Origin of the sequence: Pseudomonas anuradhapurensis (genome assembly GCF_014269225.2) — a bacterium.
In the GTDB taxonomy this organism is placed as follows: Bacteria; Pseudomonadota; Gammaproteobacteria; order Pseudomonadales; family Pseudomonadaceae; genus Aquipseudomonas; species Aquipseudomonas anuradhapurensis.
This window is the reverse complement of the sequence record NZ_CP077097.1, coordinates 3,998,713-4,015,570: the sequence shown is the minus strand read 5'-3', so window position 1 is coordinate 4,015,570 and position 16,858 is coordinate 3,998,713. Positions and strand designations below refer to the sequence as shown.

At 63.3% G+C, this 16,858-nt stretch carries 13 protein-coding genes and 1 pseudogene; 6 read left to right on the top strand and 8 right to left on the bottom strand.

Annotated elements, in window-relative coordinates:
* Window positions 1–166: 166 nt before the first annotated feature.
* The 4 genes and pseudogenes from HU763_RS25130 to HU763_RS18395 all read right to left on the bottom strand — a co-directional run bounded on the left by HU763_RS25130 (window position 167) and on the right by HU763_RS18395 (window position 6,216).
* Window positions 167–881, bottom strand: a pseudogene (locus HU763_RS25130) (TIGR03747 family integrating conjugative element membrane protein).
* Window positions 856–1,584 carry a hypothetical protein gene (locus tag HU763_RS18405; protein ID WP_338053002.1) on the bottom strand — a complete coding sequence of 243 codons (729 nt, stop codon included), beginning with the start codon at window positions 1,582–1,584 and terminating at the stop codon, window positions 856–858. The pseudogene HU763_RS25130 and the gene HU763_RS18405 overlap by 26 nt, the downstream one beginning before the upstream one ends.
* A gap of 233 nt (window positions 1,585–1,817) precedes the next feature.
* Complete coding sequence (locus HU763_RS18400; protein WP_170031641.1) at window positions 1,818–3,068, bottom strand: ribonucleotide-diphosphate reductase subunit beta; 1,251 nt, start codon at window positions 3,066–3,068, stop codon at window positions 1,818–1,820.
* A 268-nt stretch (window positions 3,069–3,336) separates the two neighbouring features.
* Window positions 3,337–6,216: a ribonucleoside-diphosphate reductase subunit alpha gene (locus tag HU763_RS18395; protein ID WP_170031639.1), complete on the bottom strand. Its 2,880-nt coding sequence runs from the start codon at window positions 6,214–6,216 to the stop codon at window positions 3,337–3,339.
* 830 nt (window positions 6,217–7,046) lie between these two features.
* Here HU763_RS18395 and HU763_RS18390 point away from each other — a divergent pair.
* Window positions 7,047–7,745, top strand: a complete 699-nt coding sequence (locus tag HU763_RS18390) for a response regulator (RefSeq protein ID WP_186687989.1) — start codon at window positions 7,047–7,049, stop codon at window positions 7,743–7,745.
* A complete protein-coding gene (locus HU763_RS18385) occupies window positions 7,742–9,349 on the top strand; it encodes an ATP-binding protein (protein ID WP_186687988.1) in 1,608 nt (535 codons plus the stop codon). Before HU763_RS18390 ends, HU763_RS18385 begins: the two co-directional genes overlap by 4 nt.
* A gap of 3 nt (window positions 9,350–9,352) precedes the next feature.
* On the opposite strand, the gene HU763_RS18380 is transcribed toward HU763_RS18385, so the two are convergent.
* Window positions 9,353–10,054, bottom strand: a complete 702-nt coding sequence (locus HU763_RS18380) for a 4'-phosphopantetheinyl transferase family protein (RefSeq protein ID WP_186687985.1) — start codon at window positions 10,052–10,054, stop codon at window positions 9,353–9,355.
* Between the two features lie 66 nt (window positions 10,055–10,120).
* A complete protein-coding gene (locus HU763_RS18375; RefSeq protein ID WP_186687982.1) occupies window positions 10,121–10,912 on the bottom strand; it encodes a dienelactone hydrolase family protein in 792 nt (263 codons plus the stop codon).
* A 130-nt stretch (window positions 10,913–11,042) separates the two neighbouring features.
* On the opposite strand from HU763_RS18375, the gene HU763_RS18370 reads away from it, so the two are divergent.
* The 4 genes from HU763_RS18370 to HU763_RS18355 all read left to right on the top strand — a co-directional run bounded on the left by HU763_RS18370 (window position 11,043) and on the right by HU763_RS18355 (window position 15,492).
* A complete protein-coding gene (locus HU763_RS18370; RefSeq protein ID WP_170031625.1) occupies window positions 11,043–11,648 on the top strand; it encodes an outer membrane beta-barrel protein in 606 nt (201 codons plus the stop codon).
* A gap of 150 nt (window positions 11,649–11,798) precedes the next feature.
* On the top strand, window positions 11,799–12,476 hold the full coding sequence (locus HU763_RS18365) for a response regulator (RefSeq protein WP_186687979.1): 678 nt from the start codon (window positions 11,799–11,801) through the stop codon (window positions 12,474–12,476).
* On the top strand, window positions 12,473–13,819 hold the full coding sequence (locus tag HU763_RS18360; RefSeq protein ID WP_186687976.1) for an ATP-binding protein: 1,347 nt from the start codon (window positions 12,473–12,475) through the stop codon (window positions 13,817–13,819). The genes HU763_RS18365 and HU763_RS18360 overlap by 4 nt, the downstream gene beginning before the upstream one ends.
* Window positions 13,820–14,169: 350 nt before the next feature.
* Window positions 14,170–15,492 (top strand): dicarboxylate/amino acid:cation symporter, encoded by a 1,323-nt coding sequence (locus HU763_RS18355; RefSeq protein WP_170031617.1) that lies wholly within the window; start codon window positions 14,170–14,172, stop codon window positions 15,490–15,492.
* A 202-nt stretch (window positions 15,493–15,694) separates the two neighbouring features.
* Here the strand turns inward: HU763_RS18355 and tsaA are convergent, their stop codons facing one another.
* Both tsaA and HU763_RS18345 read right to left on the bottom strand, forming a co-directional pair.
* Complete coding sequence (tsaA, locus tag HU763_RS18350; protein ID WP_170031614.1) at window positions 15,695–16,387, bottom strand: tRNA (N6-threonylcarbamoyladenosine(37)-N6)-methyltransferase TrmO; 693 nt, start codon at window positions 16,385–16,387, stop codon at window positions 15,695–15,697.
* A 6-nt stretch (window positions 16,388–16,393) separates the two neighbouring features.
* Complete coding sequence (locus HU763_RS18345; protein WP_170031611.1) at window positions 16,394–16,855, bottom strand: YehS family protein; 462 nt, start codon at window positions 16,853–16,855, stop codon at window positions 16,394–16,396.
* Between the last annotated feature and the right edge of the window lie 3 nt (window positions 16,856–16,858).

Here is a 16,858-nt window from a genome sequence, read left to right as displayed (position 1 = left end):
GTGGTATTAATGATAAGTTCAAATGTATCGTAAAAAAGTTTAAATTTCTTTAAGATATGTCTGGTGGTTGCGTGGGAAAATTCCTAGGTCAAGTGCGTAGTAATCAGCTAGTCAAAAGCGATTCGATAGCTGAAAATCCGGGAGTAAGCATTCTGCATCAAGTCGTTTAGAGATATTTCTTGAAGCTAGCCGCCGTAATGCTCACGGACACGCCGAGCAAGGCAGCGGAAGGTAGCAGCATCACCATGGGACTGATGCTGATCGGGAGTGCCAAGTAGAAGGTCCAGGGAAAATAGCCAATGGCATGATCGTTGCGCGGGCCTTGTGATAGAGATAGCTGGATTCGCGACCTATGCCGAATTTGCGCAGATCCCGGCGCACCAGGCCGTCGACCAGACCCGTCAGTGCCGCCATGGCGAACAGCGGTATGGTCATCAGTAGCACGACCAAGCGGACGCAAAACATCAGGACGGTGAAGAGAGCCGCCAGCACATAGTTCTGGACCGTTGTAACGCTTTGCGCGGCCCAGTGGCGCATGTCCAACTCGTTGCGGGGCCCGGCGTGGCGATCGACTCCATCCCCTGGACCCAGCTGAGCATCCCGGTCTTCACGATCAGCCAGTCATAAGCTTCGGTGACCAGCCATGACCGTTCGTATTGATAGACAATGGCCGAAGGTAGCAGTCTCCGATCATAGATGCGCCCCAGATTGAATACCACGCTGTTTGGCGCGGCGATGATCAGGTGAATTGTCTTGGCCCCTTTAGCTAACAAGCCCTTCACGACTTGCAGGAATTGTTCTGCTAAGGCGCTTTGTTTTTCAGTAAGCGCTCCATGAACCCCACATTCAAAGCGCTTACCTGATCCCCGAGCGAAAGCCATACCAGCGGCCATGATCTGGTTGTTTACTGTAAGAACGGACATCTAGGCAATACAGAGGCGCTCCTGTGGGACCGGGTAATTCAAGTACAAGCCACCGATAGGCCAGTGAGCCCTTTCCGGAGAACCAGGTCAGGAATTGCTTGCTATCGTCTGGGCTGAGGTGCGGTGTCGGCCATTCCAGTAGGCGATCAGGAGTTGGACATTGGATATCGGGGTAGGTCAGTAACTTCAGATAGAAGCCTGCGACGACCGGTGCTTTGATTTTCGCGCTTAACCCAATCGTACGGTTGATATGCGTTCTGAGTAATCGAACATCTGGTGCAAGCCAGGCGGTGCGGGTGCGCCGGCCAGGGCGGGGGTCGCTGGTTGCAAACAGTTCTGATGCCGCCTTAGGCCTCTCCAGCAGCAAGACATCTTGAGGAGAAATATCAAGCTGCATGTTCCAATACGAGGTGAATTCTTTTTGGAACTCAGCATCACGCAATGCAGGATCTGCACCTGTTCGAACAAACTCAAGAATTGCCCCAAGCCGTACGACGCAGTCCTGTACCACTGTTTCCGGATCTCCCGTAATTGGCCTTTCGCGGAAACCGTGCAGACAGAGCCTGGATCTAGTGGCATGCGGCCATGCGAGCCAGGGGGACGGCTCGACTTGGATCCTCAGCGAGACCAATGGAAACTGGTTTGGAAACGCTATGCGCAGCTGCCTTTCAATGCCGGTGTAGTCGGGCGGTGGTTTAGCCGTTCTTCGGCATATACGAAAAAGCCACCTCGGCCTTTGCGGCTCAGGTGGCTTTTTTCATTTCATGCGCTTATTTGGTGCGAGAACTCGGAAAATCTGAAATTCGTTCGGTTCTCGCTGAAAAATAAGGGCAGCTTCAGTTCAGTGTTGGTGAAAAAATTTCAGGCAGTGGTGAAAACCTACGGCCCGAACTATCAGTCCCAGCTCAACGCCCCACCCGTCTGATACTCGATCACACGGGTCTCGAAGAAGTTCTTCTCTTTCTTCAAGTCCATGATCTCGCTCATCCACGGGAACGGGTTGGTAGTCCCCGGGTACTCTTCCTTCAGGCCAATCTGGGTCAGGCGACGGTTGGCGATGAACTTGAGGTAGTCCTCCATCATCGCCGCGTTCATGCCCAGCACGCCGCGTGGCATGGTGTCACGGGCGTATTCGATCTCCAGCTGGGTCCCTTGCAGGATCATCTGGGTCGCTTCTTCCTTCATCGCCGCGTCCCACAGGTGCGGGTTCTCGATCTTGATCTGGTTGATCACGTCGATACCGAAGTTCAGGTGCATCGACTCGTCACGCAGGATGTACTGGAACTGCTCGGCGACGCCGGTCATCTTGTTGCGGCGGCCCATGGACAGGATCTGGGTGAAGCCGCAGTAGAAGAAGATGCCTTCCAGCACGCAGTAGTAGGCGATCAGGTTGCGCAGCAGCTCCTTGTCGGTTTCGACGGTGCCGGTGTTGAATTCCGGGTCGGAGATGGCGCGGGTGTACTTCAGGCCCCAGGCGGCTTTCTTCGCCACCGACGGGATCTCGTGGTACATGTTGAAGATCTCGCCTTCATCCATGCCCAGCGACTCGATGCAGTACTGGTAGGCGTGGGTGTGGATCGCCTCTTCGAAGGCCTGGCGCAGGATGTACTGGCGGCACTCCGGGTTGGTGATCAGGCGGTACACGGCCAGGGCCAGGTTGTTGGCCACCAGCGAGTCGGCGGTGGAGAAGAAGCCGAGGTTGCGCATGACGATGCGACGCTCGTCTTCGGTCAGGCCGTCCATGCTCTTCCACAGGGCGATGTCGGCGGTCATGTTGACCTCTTGCGGCATCCAGTGGTTGGCGCAGCCGTCCAGGTACTTCTGCCAGGCCCAGTCGTACTTGAACGGGACCAGCTGGTTGAGGTCGGCGCGGCAGTTGATCATGCGCTTTTCGTCAACGCGCACGCGGGCGCTGGAGCCTTCCAGCTCGGCCAGGCCTTCGGCAATGTCGAGGTCGTTCAGGGCAGCCTTGGCGCGCTTCACCGCGTCGGAGTCGTCGGCACTGGCGGCACGGGCTTCCAGGGCAGCGGCACCACCGGCGCTGTCGAGCTTGTCGAGGGTGGCAGCGGCAGCGGCCTGCGCAGGGGTATTGCCTTTGGCGGCGACTTCGCCGTCTTCTTTATCGAATTCGTCCCAGCTCAGCATGGTGAGATTCTCCTGCTTGAGGGCCATCTGTGAAGTATGGCCAGTGGATCTTGGTTGCGTTGCTTTGGCCCCGGATGGGGTACAGCAGTGCACGCAAATCTGAGTGCCCTTTGAGGGGCTGGCCTGGGCATTGGCGCCCGGGCCTATTGTGTTTGGCTGTGGGGCGGGAGGCGGCAGTGCCGGCCTCTTCGCGGGTAAACCCGCTCCCACAGGGTTCCGTGTGGCTACACGGAAAAGAGGCTTCCCGGGGGGAAGCCTCAGCCAAGCCTTACTGGCAGGCTTCGCAGTCAGGCTCGTCGATCGCGCAGGCCTTCGGCACTGGCGCAGGGCCGGCTGCCTGGACCGGGGCGCTGTCGCCGCCGCTGGAAACGGCGTTGAGCTTGCCGGTGTTGATGGTCGACTTCTCGGTGCTGGTCGCGGCCAGGGCACGGAGGTAGTAGGTGGTCTTCAGACCACGGTACCAGGCCATGCGGTAGGTCACGTCGAGCTTCTTGCCCGAAGCGCCGGCGATGTAGAGGTTCAGCGACTGAGCCTGGTCGATCCACTTCTGGCGACGCGAGGCGGCATCGACGATCCACTTGGTCTCGACTTCGAACGCGGTGGCGTACAGGTCCTTCAGCTCTTGCGGGATACGCTCGATCTGCTGCACCGAACCGTCGTAGTACTTCAGGTCGTTGATCATCACCGAGTCCCACAGGCCACGGGCCTTCAGGTCGCGGACCAGGTACGGGTTGATCACGGTGAACTCGCCCGACAGGTTCGATTTCACGTACAGGTTCTGGTAGGTCGGCTCGATCGACTGCGACACGCCGGTAATGTTGGCGATGGTCGCGGTCGGCGCGATGGCCATGATGTTCGAGTTACGAATACCTTTCTTGACGCGCTCGCGTACCGGGCCCCAGTCCAGGGACTCTTCCAGGTTGACGTCGATGTACTTGGCACCACGGGCCTCGATCAGGATCTGTTGCGAATCCAGCGGCAGGATGCCCTTGGACCACAGCGAACCCTGGAAGGTCTCGTATGCACCGCGCTCGTCGGCCAGATCGCAGGACGCCTGGATCGCATAGTAGCTGACCGCTTCCATCGACTTGTCGGCGAACTCGACGGCTGCATCGGAACCGTACGGAATGTGCTGCAGGTACAGCGCATCCTGGAAGCCCATGATGCCCAGGCCGACCGGGCGGTGCTTGAAGTTCGAGTTGCGCGCTTGCGGCACCGAGTAGTAGTTGATGTCGATCACGTTGTCGAGCATGCGCACGGCGGTGTTCACGGTGCGTTGCAGCTTGGCGGTGTCCAGCTTGCCGTCGACGATGTGGTTCGGCAGGTTGATCGAGCCCAGGTTGCAGACCGCGATCTCGTCCTTGTTGGTGTTCAGGGTGATCTCGGTGCACAGGTTCGAGCTGTGCACCACGCCCACGTGCTGCTGCGGCGAACGCAGGTTGCACGGGTCCTTGAAGGTCAGCCACGGGTGGCCGGTCTCGAACAGCATCGACAGCATCTTGCGCCACAGGTCTTTGGCCTGGACGGTCTTGAACACCTTGATCTTGTTGTACTCGGTCAGGGCTTCGTAGTACTCGTAGCGCTCTTCGAAGGCCTTGCCGGTCAGGTCGTGCAGGTCTGGCACTTCCGAGGGCGAGAACAGGGTCCACTTGCCGTCATCGAAGACCCGCTTCATGAACAGGTCAGGGATCCAGTTGGCGGTGTTCATGTCGTGGGTACGACGGCGGTCATCACCGGTGTTCTTGCGCAGCTCGATGAATTCTTCGATGTCCAGGTGCCAGGTTTCCAGGTAGGCACACACGGCGCCCTTGCGCTTGCCACCCTGGTTCACGGCAACGGCGGTGTCGTTGACCACTTTCAGGAACGGCACGACGCCTTGCGACTTGCCGTTGGTGCCCTTGATGTACGAGCCCAGTGCACGTACCGGGGTCCAGTCGTTGCCCAGGCCACCGGCGAATTTCGACAGCATGGCGTTGTCGTGGATCGCGTGGTAGATGCCCGACAGGTCGTCCGGCACGGTGGTCAGGTAGCAGCTGGACAGCTGCGGGCGCAGGGTACCGGCGTTGAACAGGGTCGGGGTCGAGGCCATGTAGTCGAAGGACGACAACAGGTTGTAGAACTCGATCGCGCGGGCTTCCTTGTCTTTCTCTGCCAGCGCCAGGCCCATGGCCACACGCATGAAGAATACCTGCGGCAGCTCGAAGCGCACGCCATCCTTGTGGATGAAGTAGCGGTCGTACAGGGTCTGCAGGCCCAGGTAGGTGAATTGCTGGTCACGCTCGTGGTCGATGGCCTTGCCCAGGCGCTCCAGGTCGTAGCCTTTCAGGGCCGGGTCCAGCAGCTCGAACTCGACGCCTTTCTCGACGTAGGCCGGCAGGGCCTTGGCGTACAGCTCGGCCATTTCGTGGTGGGTGGCGCTCTCGGCGACGCCGAGGAAGCCCAGGCCTTCGGCGCGCAGGGTGTCCATCAGCAGGCGGGCGGTGACGAACGAGTAGTTCGGCTCGCGCTCGACCAGGGTACGGGCGGTCATCACCAGGGCGGTGTTGACGTCCTTGATGGCTACGCCGTCGTACAGGTTCTTCAGGGTGTCGCGCTGGATCAGGTCGCCATCGACCTCGGCCAGGCCTTCGCAGGCTTCGCTGATGATGGTGTTCAGGCGGGCCATGTCGAGCGGCGCCAGGCTGCCGTCGGCCAGGGTGATGCGAATGCTTGGGTGCGGCTCGACCACGGCTTCGGTGTTGACGCGGGTGGCACGCTCCTTGGCGCGCTGCTCGCGGTAGATCACGTAGTCACGGGCGACTTTCTGCTCGCCGGCGCGCATCAGGGCCAGTTCGACCTGGTCCTGGATTTCTTCGATGTGGATGGTGCCACCCGATGGCATGCGACGCTTGAACGTGGCGGTGACCTGCTCGGTCAGGCGTGCAACGGTGTCGTGGATGCGCGACGAAGCGGCGGCGGTACCGCCTTCAACTGCGAGGAACGCCTTGGTGATGGCCACGGTGATCTTGTCGTCGGTGTAGGGGACGACAGTGCCGTTACGCTTGATCACGCGCAGTTGGCCGGGGGCGGTGGCAGCCAGATCCTGGGTGGAATCGGCGGCCTGCGGCACCTTGGCCTGCGGGTTCTCGCGAGTCGTATCGGTTTGCATGGGTGGGTGTCTCCACAGTTTCTATATTGTTCAGGCGCCTTTTGGGCGCCCACCGTTCCGTCCACTTGCCCGATGGCCTGGCGGGGGCTGCGCAAAGGCATGCGCATCCGCCCGCACGGGCGTACCGACTTCGGGACAGACTCAGGAATAAGGGGCAATGGCTTGCCGCTCCCTGGCCGAAGTCAAAGGTTCTGGGCCGTGCCCAAAAACTGTTGCTGATGGATGCCAGGCCTGGCCTGCCACACCCATACCCGAACAAGGCCCTGGAAGGGCTTGCCTCGGTCGCCTCCGCAGGAGCGGTTTGGCTGCTGAAATCACTTGAAGCTCAGCCGAAAAATCGCTTGATTTTGCGGGTTGACTTTTGTGTGTGATTTTGCACGAACCCCAATATCTAGTGGTTCGCTGCGATCGGGATACAAGATAATGCGGTATCGGGGGCTTTGCAAGGCGATCGCCTGTGGATAACTTGTGCGTACTTTGTGAGTGAATGGTGGGTATTCGCTGTAGGCCTTGTGCCAAGTGGTTTGCAGTATTTTTCTGCGTTCTGCTGCCTCTGGGCAGAATTTTTCGGGCGCGAACCCTATCACAAAAAACGGTTCAGTCGGGGGGGTGCTGGCAGGTTGGCAGTACCGGATGACAGCCGTAGTATTCCGAGGGGATGTTGCTTTTTGGTTAAAGGGTTATGTTGCCTGTGCTGGCCCTTTCGCGGGTGAACCCGCTCCCACAGGTACTGCACAGGGTTCGAAAGCGGTGCGGTCCTTGTGGGAGCGGGTTCACCCGCGAAAAGGCCGGCGCAGGCCATAGAAAAACAACAAACATAGGCACAAGCCATGGACCACCTCGCACCCCGCATCCTCATCGTCGAAGACGACCAGCGCCTGGCCGAGCTCACCGCCGAGTACCTGCAGGCCAACGGCTTCGAGGTCAGCGTCGAAGGCGATGGCGCGCGTGCCGCGCGGCGCATCGTCGACGGCCAGCCCGACCTGGTCATCCTCGACCTCATGCTGCCCGGCGAGGATGGCCTGAGCATCTGCCGGCGGGTGCGCAGCCAGTACTCCGGGCCGATCCTCATGCTCACCGCCCGCAGCGACGAGCTCGACCAGGTCCAGGGCCTGGACCTGGGGGCCGATGACTACGTGTGCAAACCGGTGCGCCCACGCCTGCTGCTGGCGCGCATCCAGGCCCTGCTGCGCCGCAGCGAGGCAGCGGACAGCAAAGCCCAGGCGCTGGCCTTCGGTGCCCTGCGCATCGACAACCGCCTGCGCGAGGCGCGCCTGGGCGAACAGCTGATCGAACTGACCGGCGCCGAATTCGACCTGCTCTGGTTGCTGGCCAGCAACGCCGGCCGGGTGCTGACCCGCGAGCAGATCTTCACCGCGTTGCGCGGCGTCGGCTACGACGGCCAAGACCGTTCCATCGACATCCGCATTTCGAAGATTCGCCCCAAGATCGGCGACGACCCGCTCCAGCCAAGGTTGATCAAGACCCTGCGCAGCAAGGGCTACCTGTTCGTCGGCGAGGCGTCATGAACAACTCGATCTTCCTGCGCATCTACGGCGGCATGCTGGCCGTGCTGGTGCTGGTGGCCCTGCTCGGGGCGCTGAGCCTGCACCTGGTCAACGAGGTGCGTGCCGCCCAGCATCGCGAGCGCCTGGCCCAGGGTACCTTCAGCCTGATGGCCGACAACCTGGCCCTGCAGAACGACACCGAGCGCAAGCGCTCGCTGCTGATGTGGGAGCGCCTGCTCGGGGTGCCGCTGACCCTGCAGCCAATCACCGCGCGGGCGCTGGATGGCGGCCAGCGGGCGCGTCTGGGCCGCGGCCTGGTGGTCGTCGAAAAGACCGGCCCGCACGCCGCCCAGGTATTGCGCAAGGTTGGCCAGCAGGACGTACTGCTGGTCGCCGAGGTCAAGCAGGTCAGCGAGCAGCTGGCGCGGGCCACCCTGTACCTGCTGGCCGACGAGCTGGTGCGCTACCCGGTGACAGAACAGCAGCAGCGCCTGGAGCAGCTCAAGCGCGACAAGGGCTTTGGCTTTGGCGTGGCCCTGCAGCGCATCGAGCGGGTGAGCCTGGACGACGACCAGCGGCGCCGGGTCGAGGAGGGCGACACGGTCATGGCGCTGGGCAAGGATGGCGACTCGATCCGCGTATTCGCCGGCTTGGCCGGTTCGCCCTGGGTACTGGAAATCGGCCCGCTGTACCAGCTCAATCCTTATCCGCCGCAGCTGTTGATCCTGATCGCCTTCCTCGGCCTGTGCCTGATCGGCCTGGTGGTGTACCTGCTGGTGCGTCAGCTGGAGCGCCGCGTGTCGGGCCTGGAGGTGGCGGCCACGCGCATCGCCCAGGGCAGCCTGGACACCCGCGTGCCAGCCGACGATGCCGACTCGGTAGGGCGCTTGGCGGCAGCGTTCAACGGCATGGCCGAGCACCTGCAGCGCTCGTTGAGCATGCAGCGCGAGCTGGTGCGTGCGGTTTCCCACGAGCTGCGCACGCCAGTGGCACGCCTGCGCTTTGGCCTGGAGATGATCGAAAGCGCCACTACCGAGCAAGCCCGGGCCAAGCACCTGGCTGGCATGGACGGGGATATCCAGGACCTCGACAAGCTGGTCGACGAAATGCTCACCTATGCCCGCCTGGAGCAGGGGGCACCTGCACTGAAGTTCGAGCGGGTCGACCTGGATGCCTTGTTCGAGCGGGTGATCGCAGAACTGGCGCCGCTGCGGGCCGGGGTACGCGTATTGCGCGGTGAATGCCAGGGCGCCGATGCCGAAGGCGCCTGGGTCGAGGCCGAGCCGCGTTACCTGCACCGGGCCCTGCAGAACCTGGTGGGCAACGCCATGCGCCATGCCGAGGGCGAGGTGCGCCTGAGCTACCAGTTGGGGCAACAGCGCTGTCGCATCGATGTGGAAGACGACGGCCCGGGGATTCCGGAGGGCGTCTGGGACCGCATCTTCACGCCGTTCACCCGGCTCGATGACAGCCGTACCCGCGCCTCGGGCGGGCATGGCCTGGGCCTGTCGATCGTACGGCGCATCATCTACTGGCACGCCGGCCGGGCTACGGTGGGGCGCAGTGCCGCGCTGGGAGGTGCCTGCTTCAGCCTGAACTGGCCACGCCAGCAGCCACCGGCATGACGATCAGACGCTGACCAGGCTCAGCAGGTGGCCGTCCTGCAGGCAGAACTGGCCCTGCAGCTCGGCACCCTGCCGCCACTGCGGCGACAGGTCGGTGAGCAGGCGCAGGCGGGCCAGGCCTTCGCTGGACCATTCCAGCACTTCGGCGTGCTCGAAATAGAAGCGTTGCTGGGTCAGCGGGTAGAGGGTCTTGAACAGGCTTTCCTTCAGCGAGAAGGTCAGGGTCACGGCAAGGCCGAGCTGGTTGCGGTCCAGGCGTTCGAGCTCGGCCGGGGTGAGGATTTCGCCCATCAGCCGTTCGCCGCGTTCATCGTCCAGCAGCGTTTCCTGATCCAGGCCCAGGCCCTGGCAACTGCCCTCGGCGGCGACCACGGCGGCGGCCCAGCCCTTGCCATGGGTGATTGAGCCGTGGATGCCGGCGGGCCAGATCGGCGAGCGGTCTTCGTGGGTGCCGGGCACGTAGTCCCGGCCGTCCAGGCGCTGCAGTGCAGCGCGGGCGCAGACCCGGCCGGCCAGGTACTCGGCCTGGCGCTTGGCTACCGAGCGCTGCAGGCTGGCGCTTGGCACCACCCCGGCACGCTGGAAGTCGTCGGGGGCCAGGCGGCTGGGGTCGAAGGCGCAACTGACCAGCACCGCGCCGGGTAATGGGCGGGGTAGGGGCCAGTGATGCTGGAGAGGGGCGCAGCAGGCAGGGAGTGTATTCATGGGGCTATTGTGCCAGCCGAGGCGGCGGCGTGGGAGATGGGGCCGCAAAGCGGCCCCTCGCGTGGTTTACTTGAAGACCTTCTTGAAGAACGCCTGCATGTCCGCCCAGGAGCTTTCATCCGCTGCCTTGTTGTAGCCGATATCCGGCCCACCATGCTCGCCATGGCTCAAGCGGTCTGCGTCCGGGTTGGTAAACCCGTGCTTGGCCCCATCGATGCTGACGAACTGGTAGTTGACCTTCGCCGCATCCATTTCGGCCTTGAACGCGGCTACCTGCTGCGGGGTCACCATGCTGTCCGCCGCACCGTGTTCGACCAGGATATCCGCCCGCACCTTACCGGGCCTGGCCGGGGTCTGCGTGACCAGCGCGCCGTGGAAGCTCACCACGCCATCCAGCTTCTCACCGCGCCGCGCGGCATCCAGCACCACCTTGCCACCGAAGCAGTAGCCTACCGCCCCCAGTTGATGCTTGTTGGTATTGGGCTGCAGTTTCAGCAGTTCAAGCCCAGCGTCGAAGCGGCGCTCGGCAGCTTTCGGGTCCTTCAGCGCCTCGGCCATGAAGGCCTGGGCATCGGCGGGGTGCTCGGTGTGCTTGCCATCGCCATACATATCGATGGCCAGCGCGTTGTAGCCCAGCGCCGCCAGGTCGCGGGCACGGCGCTTGGCGTAGTCGTTGAGCCCCCACCATTCATGCACCACAACGATGCCGGGGCGTTTGCCTTCGACGGCGTCGTCATAGGCGTAGTAGCCAACCAGGCGATTGCCATCGGCGTCCTGGTAGGGGATCTCACGGGTTTGTACCGCCGCTTGGGCGAGGGCGGCGCTGCACATCAGGGTCAGGGCCAGCAGGGCGCGCATGGTCACTACTCCTTGTTCTTGCAAACGGTTCGTTCAGCCGGTGTTCAGCCAGGGTTCAGTCGCGGTTCAGGGTGCCCTGCTTACTCTAGCTTCCAGACAGTAACAGCGCACCCAACTGGAGTATCCAGCCATGAAAACCTTCAATACCCTGCTCGCCGCCATGGCCGTCTGCGCCGCTGGCATCACCTCGGCCCAGGCCGCCGACGACAACTTCGCCAGCCTGACCTATGGCCAGACCAGCGACAAGGTTCGCAAGTCCGGCCTGCTGCAGCGCAACACCGACCACCTCAACGCCGACGGCATCATCGGCAAGGATGACACCTGGGGCGTGCGCCTGGGCAAGATCAATGACCAGGGCCGCTACTACATGACCTATGACAACGTCTCGGGCGACCACAGCGGCCTCAAGCTGCGCCAGGAGAACCTGCTGGGCAGCTATGACCTGTTCCTGCCGGTAGGCGACACCACCAAGCTGTTCGGCGGTGGCAGCCTGGGCGTCACCAAGCTGACCCAGGACTCGCCAGGTGCGAGCCGCGATACCGACTACGGCTATGCCTACGGCCTGCAGGCCGGCGTCATCCAGGACATCACCGACAAGGCTTCGGTCGAGCTGGGCTATCGTTACCTGCGCAGCAATGCCGCCACCGAAGTGGGCGCACATGGCGGGCCGAAGGACGGCACCCTGCGCCTGACCAGCAGCGCGCAGACCTACCTGGCGGCTTCCTACAAGTTCTGACGGGCGAGCCGGGTTATCCTGTACCGGCCCTTTCGCGGGCACGCCCGCTCCCGCAGGTGCTGCACAAGCCTCGGCGGTTGTGCAATCCCTGTGGGAGCGGGCGTGCCCGCGAAAGGGCCGGTACAGGCAATACACATCAAGGAGCTGCACATGAAACTGCTGGTGGTCGAGGACGAAGCCCTGCTTCGCCATCACCTCTTTACCCGCCTGGGCGAAAGCGGCCATGTGGTCGAGGCCGTAGGCGATGCCGAGGAAGCGCTGTACCAGGCCGGGCAGTACCATTTCGACCTGGCCATCATCGACCTGGGCCTGCCCGGCATCAGCGGCCTGGAGCTGATCACCCGGCTGCGCAGCCAGGACCAGACCTTCCCCATCCTCATCCTCACCGCCCGTGGCAATTGGCAGGACAAGGTTGAAGGCCTGGCCGCCGGTGCCGACGATTACCTGGTCAAACCGTTCCAGTTCGAAGAACTCGAGGCCCGCCTGAACGCGCTGCTGCGCCGCTCCAGCGGCTTCACCCAGTCGACCATCGCCGCCGGCCCCCTGGTACTCGACCTCAACCGCAAGCAGGCCAGCCTCGACGAACAGCCCCTGGCACTGACCGCATACGAGTACCGTATCCTCGAATACCTCATGCGCCATCACCAGCAGGTGGTGGCCAAGGACCGCCTGATGGAGCAGCTGTACCCGGGTGACGAGGAACGCGACCCGAATGTCATCGAAGTGCTGGTTGGCCGCCTGCGCCGCAAGCTCGAGGGCGAGCGCGGCTTCAAGCCCATCGACACCGTGCGCGGCCTGGGCTACTTGTTCACCGAGCGCTGCCGATGATGCGTTCCCTGCGGGTACGCCTGATGCTGGCGGCGGCGGTGCTGGCGCTGCTGTTCATGCTGGCGCTGCTGCCAGCCTTGCAGAAGGCCTTCAGCCTGGCCCTGCAGGAGTCGATCGAACAACGCCTGGCCTCGGACGTGACCACGCTGATTTCTGCCGCGCGCATCGAGCATGGCCAATTGCAGATGCCCACGCTGCTGCCGGATGAGCGCTACAATCTGCCATACACCGGGTTGCTCGGCTATATCTTCGATCGCGACGGCAACCTGGTCTGGCAGTCGCGGGCCACCGCCGCGCAGAACGTCAACTACCGCCCGCGTTACGATGGCCGCGGCAACGAGTTCGCGCGCATTCGCCAGGCCGATGGCGAGGAGTTCTTCGTCTACGACGTCGAGATCAAGCTGCTGGGTGGCCAGAGCGCGGCCTACAGCATCGTCGCCCTGCAGCCGGTGCGCGAATACCAGCATACCCTCGACGGCCTGCGTGAAAAGCTCTACCTCGGTTTTGGCGCGGCCTTGCTGGTGCTGCTGGCGCTGCTGTGGGCCGGGCTGACCTGGGGCCTGCGCTCGTTGCGCCGGCTCAGCCGCGAGCTGGACGAGGTGGAGGCGGGCGCGCGCGATGGCCTGAGCGGTGAGCACCCGCGTGAACTGTTGCGCCTGACCGGCTCGTTGAACCGCCTGCTGCGCAGCGAGCGCGAGCAGCGCCAGCGCTACCGTGATTCGCTCGACGACCTGGCGCACAGCCTGAAGACGCCGTTGGCAGTGCTGCAAGGGGTGGGCGAAAGCCTGCAGCAGCGTAGCGGCGAGCGCGAGCAGGCGCGGGTGCTGCAAAGCCAGATCGAGCGCATGAGCCAGCAGATCGACTACCAGCTGCAACGCGCTAGCCTGCGCAAGAGCGGCCTGGTTCGCCACAGCGTGGCGTTGCGGCCGGTGCTCGACAGCCTGTGCAGCACCTTGGCCAAGGTCTATCGGGACAAACGGGTCGACGTGACCCTGCAACTGCCCGATGCGGCGCAGGTGCCGATGGAGCAGGGGGCGTTGCTGGAGCTGCTGGGCAACCTGCTGGAAAACGCCTACCGCCTGAGCCTGGGCCAGGTGCGGGTGAGCCTGGCACAGGCGCCCGGGCAGTTGACCTTGTGCGTCGAGGACGATGGCCCCGGGGTGCCGGCCGATCAGCGTGAGCGCATCCTCGAGCGCGGGGAGCGGCTGGACAGCCAGCACCCGGGGCAGGGCATCGGGTTGGCGGTGGTCAAGGACATCGTCGACAGTTATGACGCGGCGTTGAGCCTGGGCGATTCGCCACTGGGCGGCGCGGCATTCAGGATCACCTTCAACCTGGATTGAGTGCTCGCCGGTAGCGGCCTTTTCGCAAGTGAACCCGCGAAAGCGCCGCTACCGGCAAAACCCCAGCGGGCGGATTCCCGCCATCTCCCCTGTACAAATCCCGCCAGCGGGCGGAAATCCGCCAGCCTTGCCCAGCCAGATCGCCCCGTCGTTGGGCATTTATCCCCAGCAAATACGGCACCTGCACCCTTGCTGGGCATTTTGGCACCACCCTTGCTATTGATCCTCGCAGAGGCCTGCCCAGGCAGCTCGAACACAACGACAAATCCCTCCAGGTGCAGGAGGGTTAGCGATTCAGGTGCCGCATCGCCCTGGGAAGGGTGAACCGGCACACTTGAGGAAATTTAGCCATGACGACACGTCAGCCGCTGTACAAATCCCTGTATGTCCAGGTGTTGGTCGCCATCACCATCGGCATCCTGCTCGGCCACTATTACCCGGAAACCGGCGTTGCCCTCAAACCCTTGGGTGACGGCTTCGTCAAACTGATCAAGATGGTCATCGCCCCGATCATCTTCTGTACCGTGGTCAGCGGCATCGCCGGCATGCAGAGCATGAAGTCGGTCGGCAAGACGGGCGGCTACGCGCTGCTGTACTTTGAAATCGTCTCCACCATCGCCCTGATCATCGGCCTGGTGGTGGTCAACGTGGTCCAGCCGGGCGCTGGCATGCACATCGACGTCAACACCCTGAACGCCAGCAGCGTGGCTGCCTATGCCGCCGCCGGCGCGCAGCAGACTACCGTCGGCTTCCTGCTCAACGTCATCCCCAACACCGTGGTCGGCGCCTTCGCCAATGGCGACATCCTGCAGGTGCTGATGTTCTCCGTGCTGTTCGGCTTCGCCTTGCACCGCCTGGGCAGCTACGGCAAGCCGGTGCTGGACCTGATCGACCGCTTCGCCCATGTCATGTTCAACATCATCAACATGATCATGAAGCTGGCCCCGGTCGGTGCCTTCGGCGCCATGGCCTTCACCATCGGCCAGTACGGCGTTGGCTCGCTGGTGCAGCTGGGCTACCTGATGGCCTGCTTCTACATCACCTGCCTGCTGTTCGTGCTGGTGGTGCTGGGTGGCATCTGCCGCGCCCATGGTTTCAGCGTGCTCAAGCTGATCCGCTACATCCGTGAAGAACTGCTGATCGTGCTGGGTACTTCCTCTTCGGAATCGGCCCTGCCACGCATGCTGGCCAAGATGGAGCGCCTGGGTGCGAAGAAGTCGGTGGTTGGCCTGGTCATCCCGACCGGTTACTCGTTCAACCTGGACGGCACCTCGATCTACCTGACCATGGCTGCGGTGTTCATTGCCCAGGCCACCGACACCACCATGGACATCACTCACCAGATCACCCTGCTGCTGGTGCTGCTGGTGGCTTCCAAAGGTGCTGCCGGCGTTACCGGTTCGGGCTTCATCGTCCTGGCTGCGACCCTGTCCGCCGTCGGCCACCTGCCGGTTGCCGGCCTGGCGCTGATCCTCGGCATCGACCGCTTCATGTCCGAAGCCCGCGCCCTGACCAACCTGGTGGGCAACGCTGTGGCTACCGTGGTCGTGGCCAAGTGGGTCAAGGAAATGGACAACGACAAGCTGGCCTCGGAGCTGGCCTCCGGTGGTGCGCCGCTGGTCGATAACCGTCCAACCGACGACCTGGGTGTTGCTGAAGGCCCGGCTCGCTGATCGCGCTGCTGTAAAACCAAAAGGCGACCCTAGGGTCGCCTTTTTCATGCCCGCGCGGCCCCTGTGTAGGAGCGGCCTTGCGTCGCGAAGGGGTGCGTAGCGCCCCCAGGGTTTCAGCCTTCCAGCAAGATCGCCGGGGCTGCTGCGCAGCCCTTCGCGACGCAAAGCCGCTCCTACAAAGGGGCTCCAGGCGGGTCCGAGATCAGGCGGGCACCACCTCCAGCACTCGGATCACCTCCGGCTGCGGGTAATGCCAGCGCACCTGCACATCCCAGAACTTCACCCCATACACCCGCTCTGCCGCGGGCACCTGGTAGGCCGGCCGTGGGTCCTGCGCCAGGCATTGCTCGATCAGCTCGACCACCGGCTCACCCAGGCGCAAGGCATGCTCGCGGGCCTGGGGCAGGGCATTGTCGCTCCACTGCACGCTGATCGCGGCAGGCGCTTCGCTGGCCATCTGGTTGCTGGCGCCGGCGATGCTGTCGGCGTAGGGCACATAGGGCTTGATGTCCAGCACCGGCGTGCCATCGAGCAGGTCGATCCCGGACAGCAGCAGGCGCCCGGGCTCCACGCCCTCGAGGCGCACCACCGATTGGCCGATGCCATTGGGCCTGTGGGTCGCGCGGGTGGCGAACACCCCCATGCTCTTGTTGCCGCCCAGGCGCGGCGGGCGCACCTTCAGGCGTGGCTTGTCCTCCAGCGCCTGGTGGAACAGGAACAGCAGCCAGACATGGCTGACCTGCTCCAGGCCCGCGACCGCATCACCCTGGTCGAACGGCGGCAACAGCTCGAGCACGCCGCGTGCCGCGGGCGCCAGCTGTGGCTGGCGCGGGATGGCGAACTTCTCTTTGAAACAGGAGCGGACGAAACCGACCGGAGCAACCGTATGCTGCATGGCTGCTCAGCCACGTACGCGCAGGGTCAGGCCCTTGAGGAAGTTGCGCAGCAACTGGTCGCCACACGGGCGATAGTTGTCATGGCCGACCTTGCGGAACAGCGCGCTGAGCTCGGGTTTGCTGACCGGGAAGTTGACCGATTTGAGGATGGCATGCAGGTCATCTTCCTTGAGCTCGAAGGCTACCCGCAGCTTCTTCAGGATCAGGTTGTTGGTCACCGGCAGTTCGATCGGCTGCTGCGGGCGGCTGTCATCCTTGCCGCGACGGTGGATCACCAGGCCATCGAGAAAGTGCGCCATGACCCGCTCCGGGCAACGCACGAAGCCTTCCTCGTCTTCCTTCTTCAGGTAGGTGGCCAGCACCAGGGGATGCACGTCGAGGCCGGTTAGCCCGATGATCTCGGCCATCTTGGCGTCGTTCACCTTGAGCATGTAGCGCAGGCTGCGCAGGACGTCGTTGTGGTTCATTGC

Coding starts and splice junctions, on each gene's coding strand:
- HU763_RS18400 (WP_170031641.1), bottom strand. CDS start 3,068: ATGCTGAGCTGGGACGAATTCGATAAAGAAGACGGCGAAGTCGCCGCC.
- HU763_RS18395 (WP_170031639.1), bottom strand. CDS start 6,216: ATGCAAACCGATACGACTCGCGAGAACCCGCAGGCCAAGGTGCCGCAG.
- HU763_RS18390 (WP_186687989.1), top strand. CDS start 7,047: ATGGACCACCTCGCACCCCGCATCCTCATCGTCGAAGACGACCAGCGC.
- HU763_RS18385 (WP_186687988.1), top strand. CDS start 7,742: ATGAACAACTCGATCTTCCTGCGCATCTACGGCGGCATGCTGGCCGTG.
- HU763_RS18380 (WP_186687985.1), bottom strand. CDS start 10,054: ATGAATACACTCCCTGCCTGCTGCGCCCCTCTCCAGCATCACTGGCCC.
- HU763_RS18375 (WP_186687982.1), bottom strand. CDS start 10,912: ATGCGCGCCCTGCTGGCCCTGACCCTGATGTGCAGCGCCGCCCTCGCC.
- HU763_RS18370 (WP_170031625.1), top strand. CDS start 11,043: ATGAAAACCTTCAATACCCTGCTCGCCGCCATGGCCGTCTGCGCCGCT.
- HU763_RS18365 (WP_186687979.1), top strand. CDS start 11,799: ATGAAACTGCTGGTGGTCGAGGACGAAGCCCTGCTTCGCCATCACCTC.
- HU763_RS18360 (WP_186687976.1), top strand. CDS start 12,473: ATGATGCGTTCCCTGCGGGTACGCCTGATGCTGGCGGCGGCGGTGCTG.
- HU763_RS18355 (WP_170031617.1), top strand. CDS start 14,170: ATGACGACACGTCAGCCGCTGTACAAATCCCTGTATGTCCAGGTGTTG.
- tsaA (WP_170031614.1), bottom strand. CDS start 16,387: ATGCAGCATACGGTTGCTCCGGTCGGTTTCGTCCGCTCCTGTTTCAAA.
- HU763_RS18345 (WP_170031611.1), bottom strand. CDS start 16,855: ATGAACCACAACGACGTCCTGCGCAGCCTGCGCTACATGCTCAAGGTG.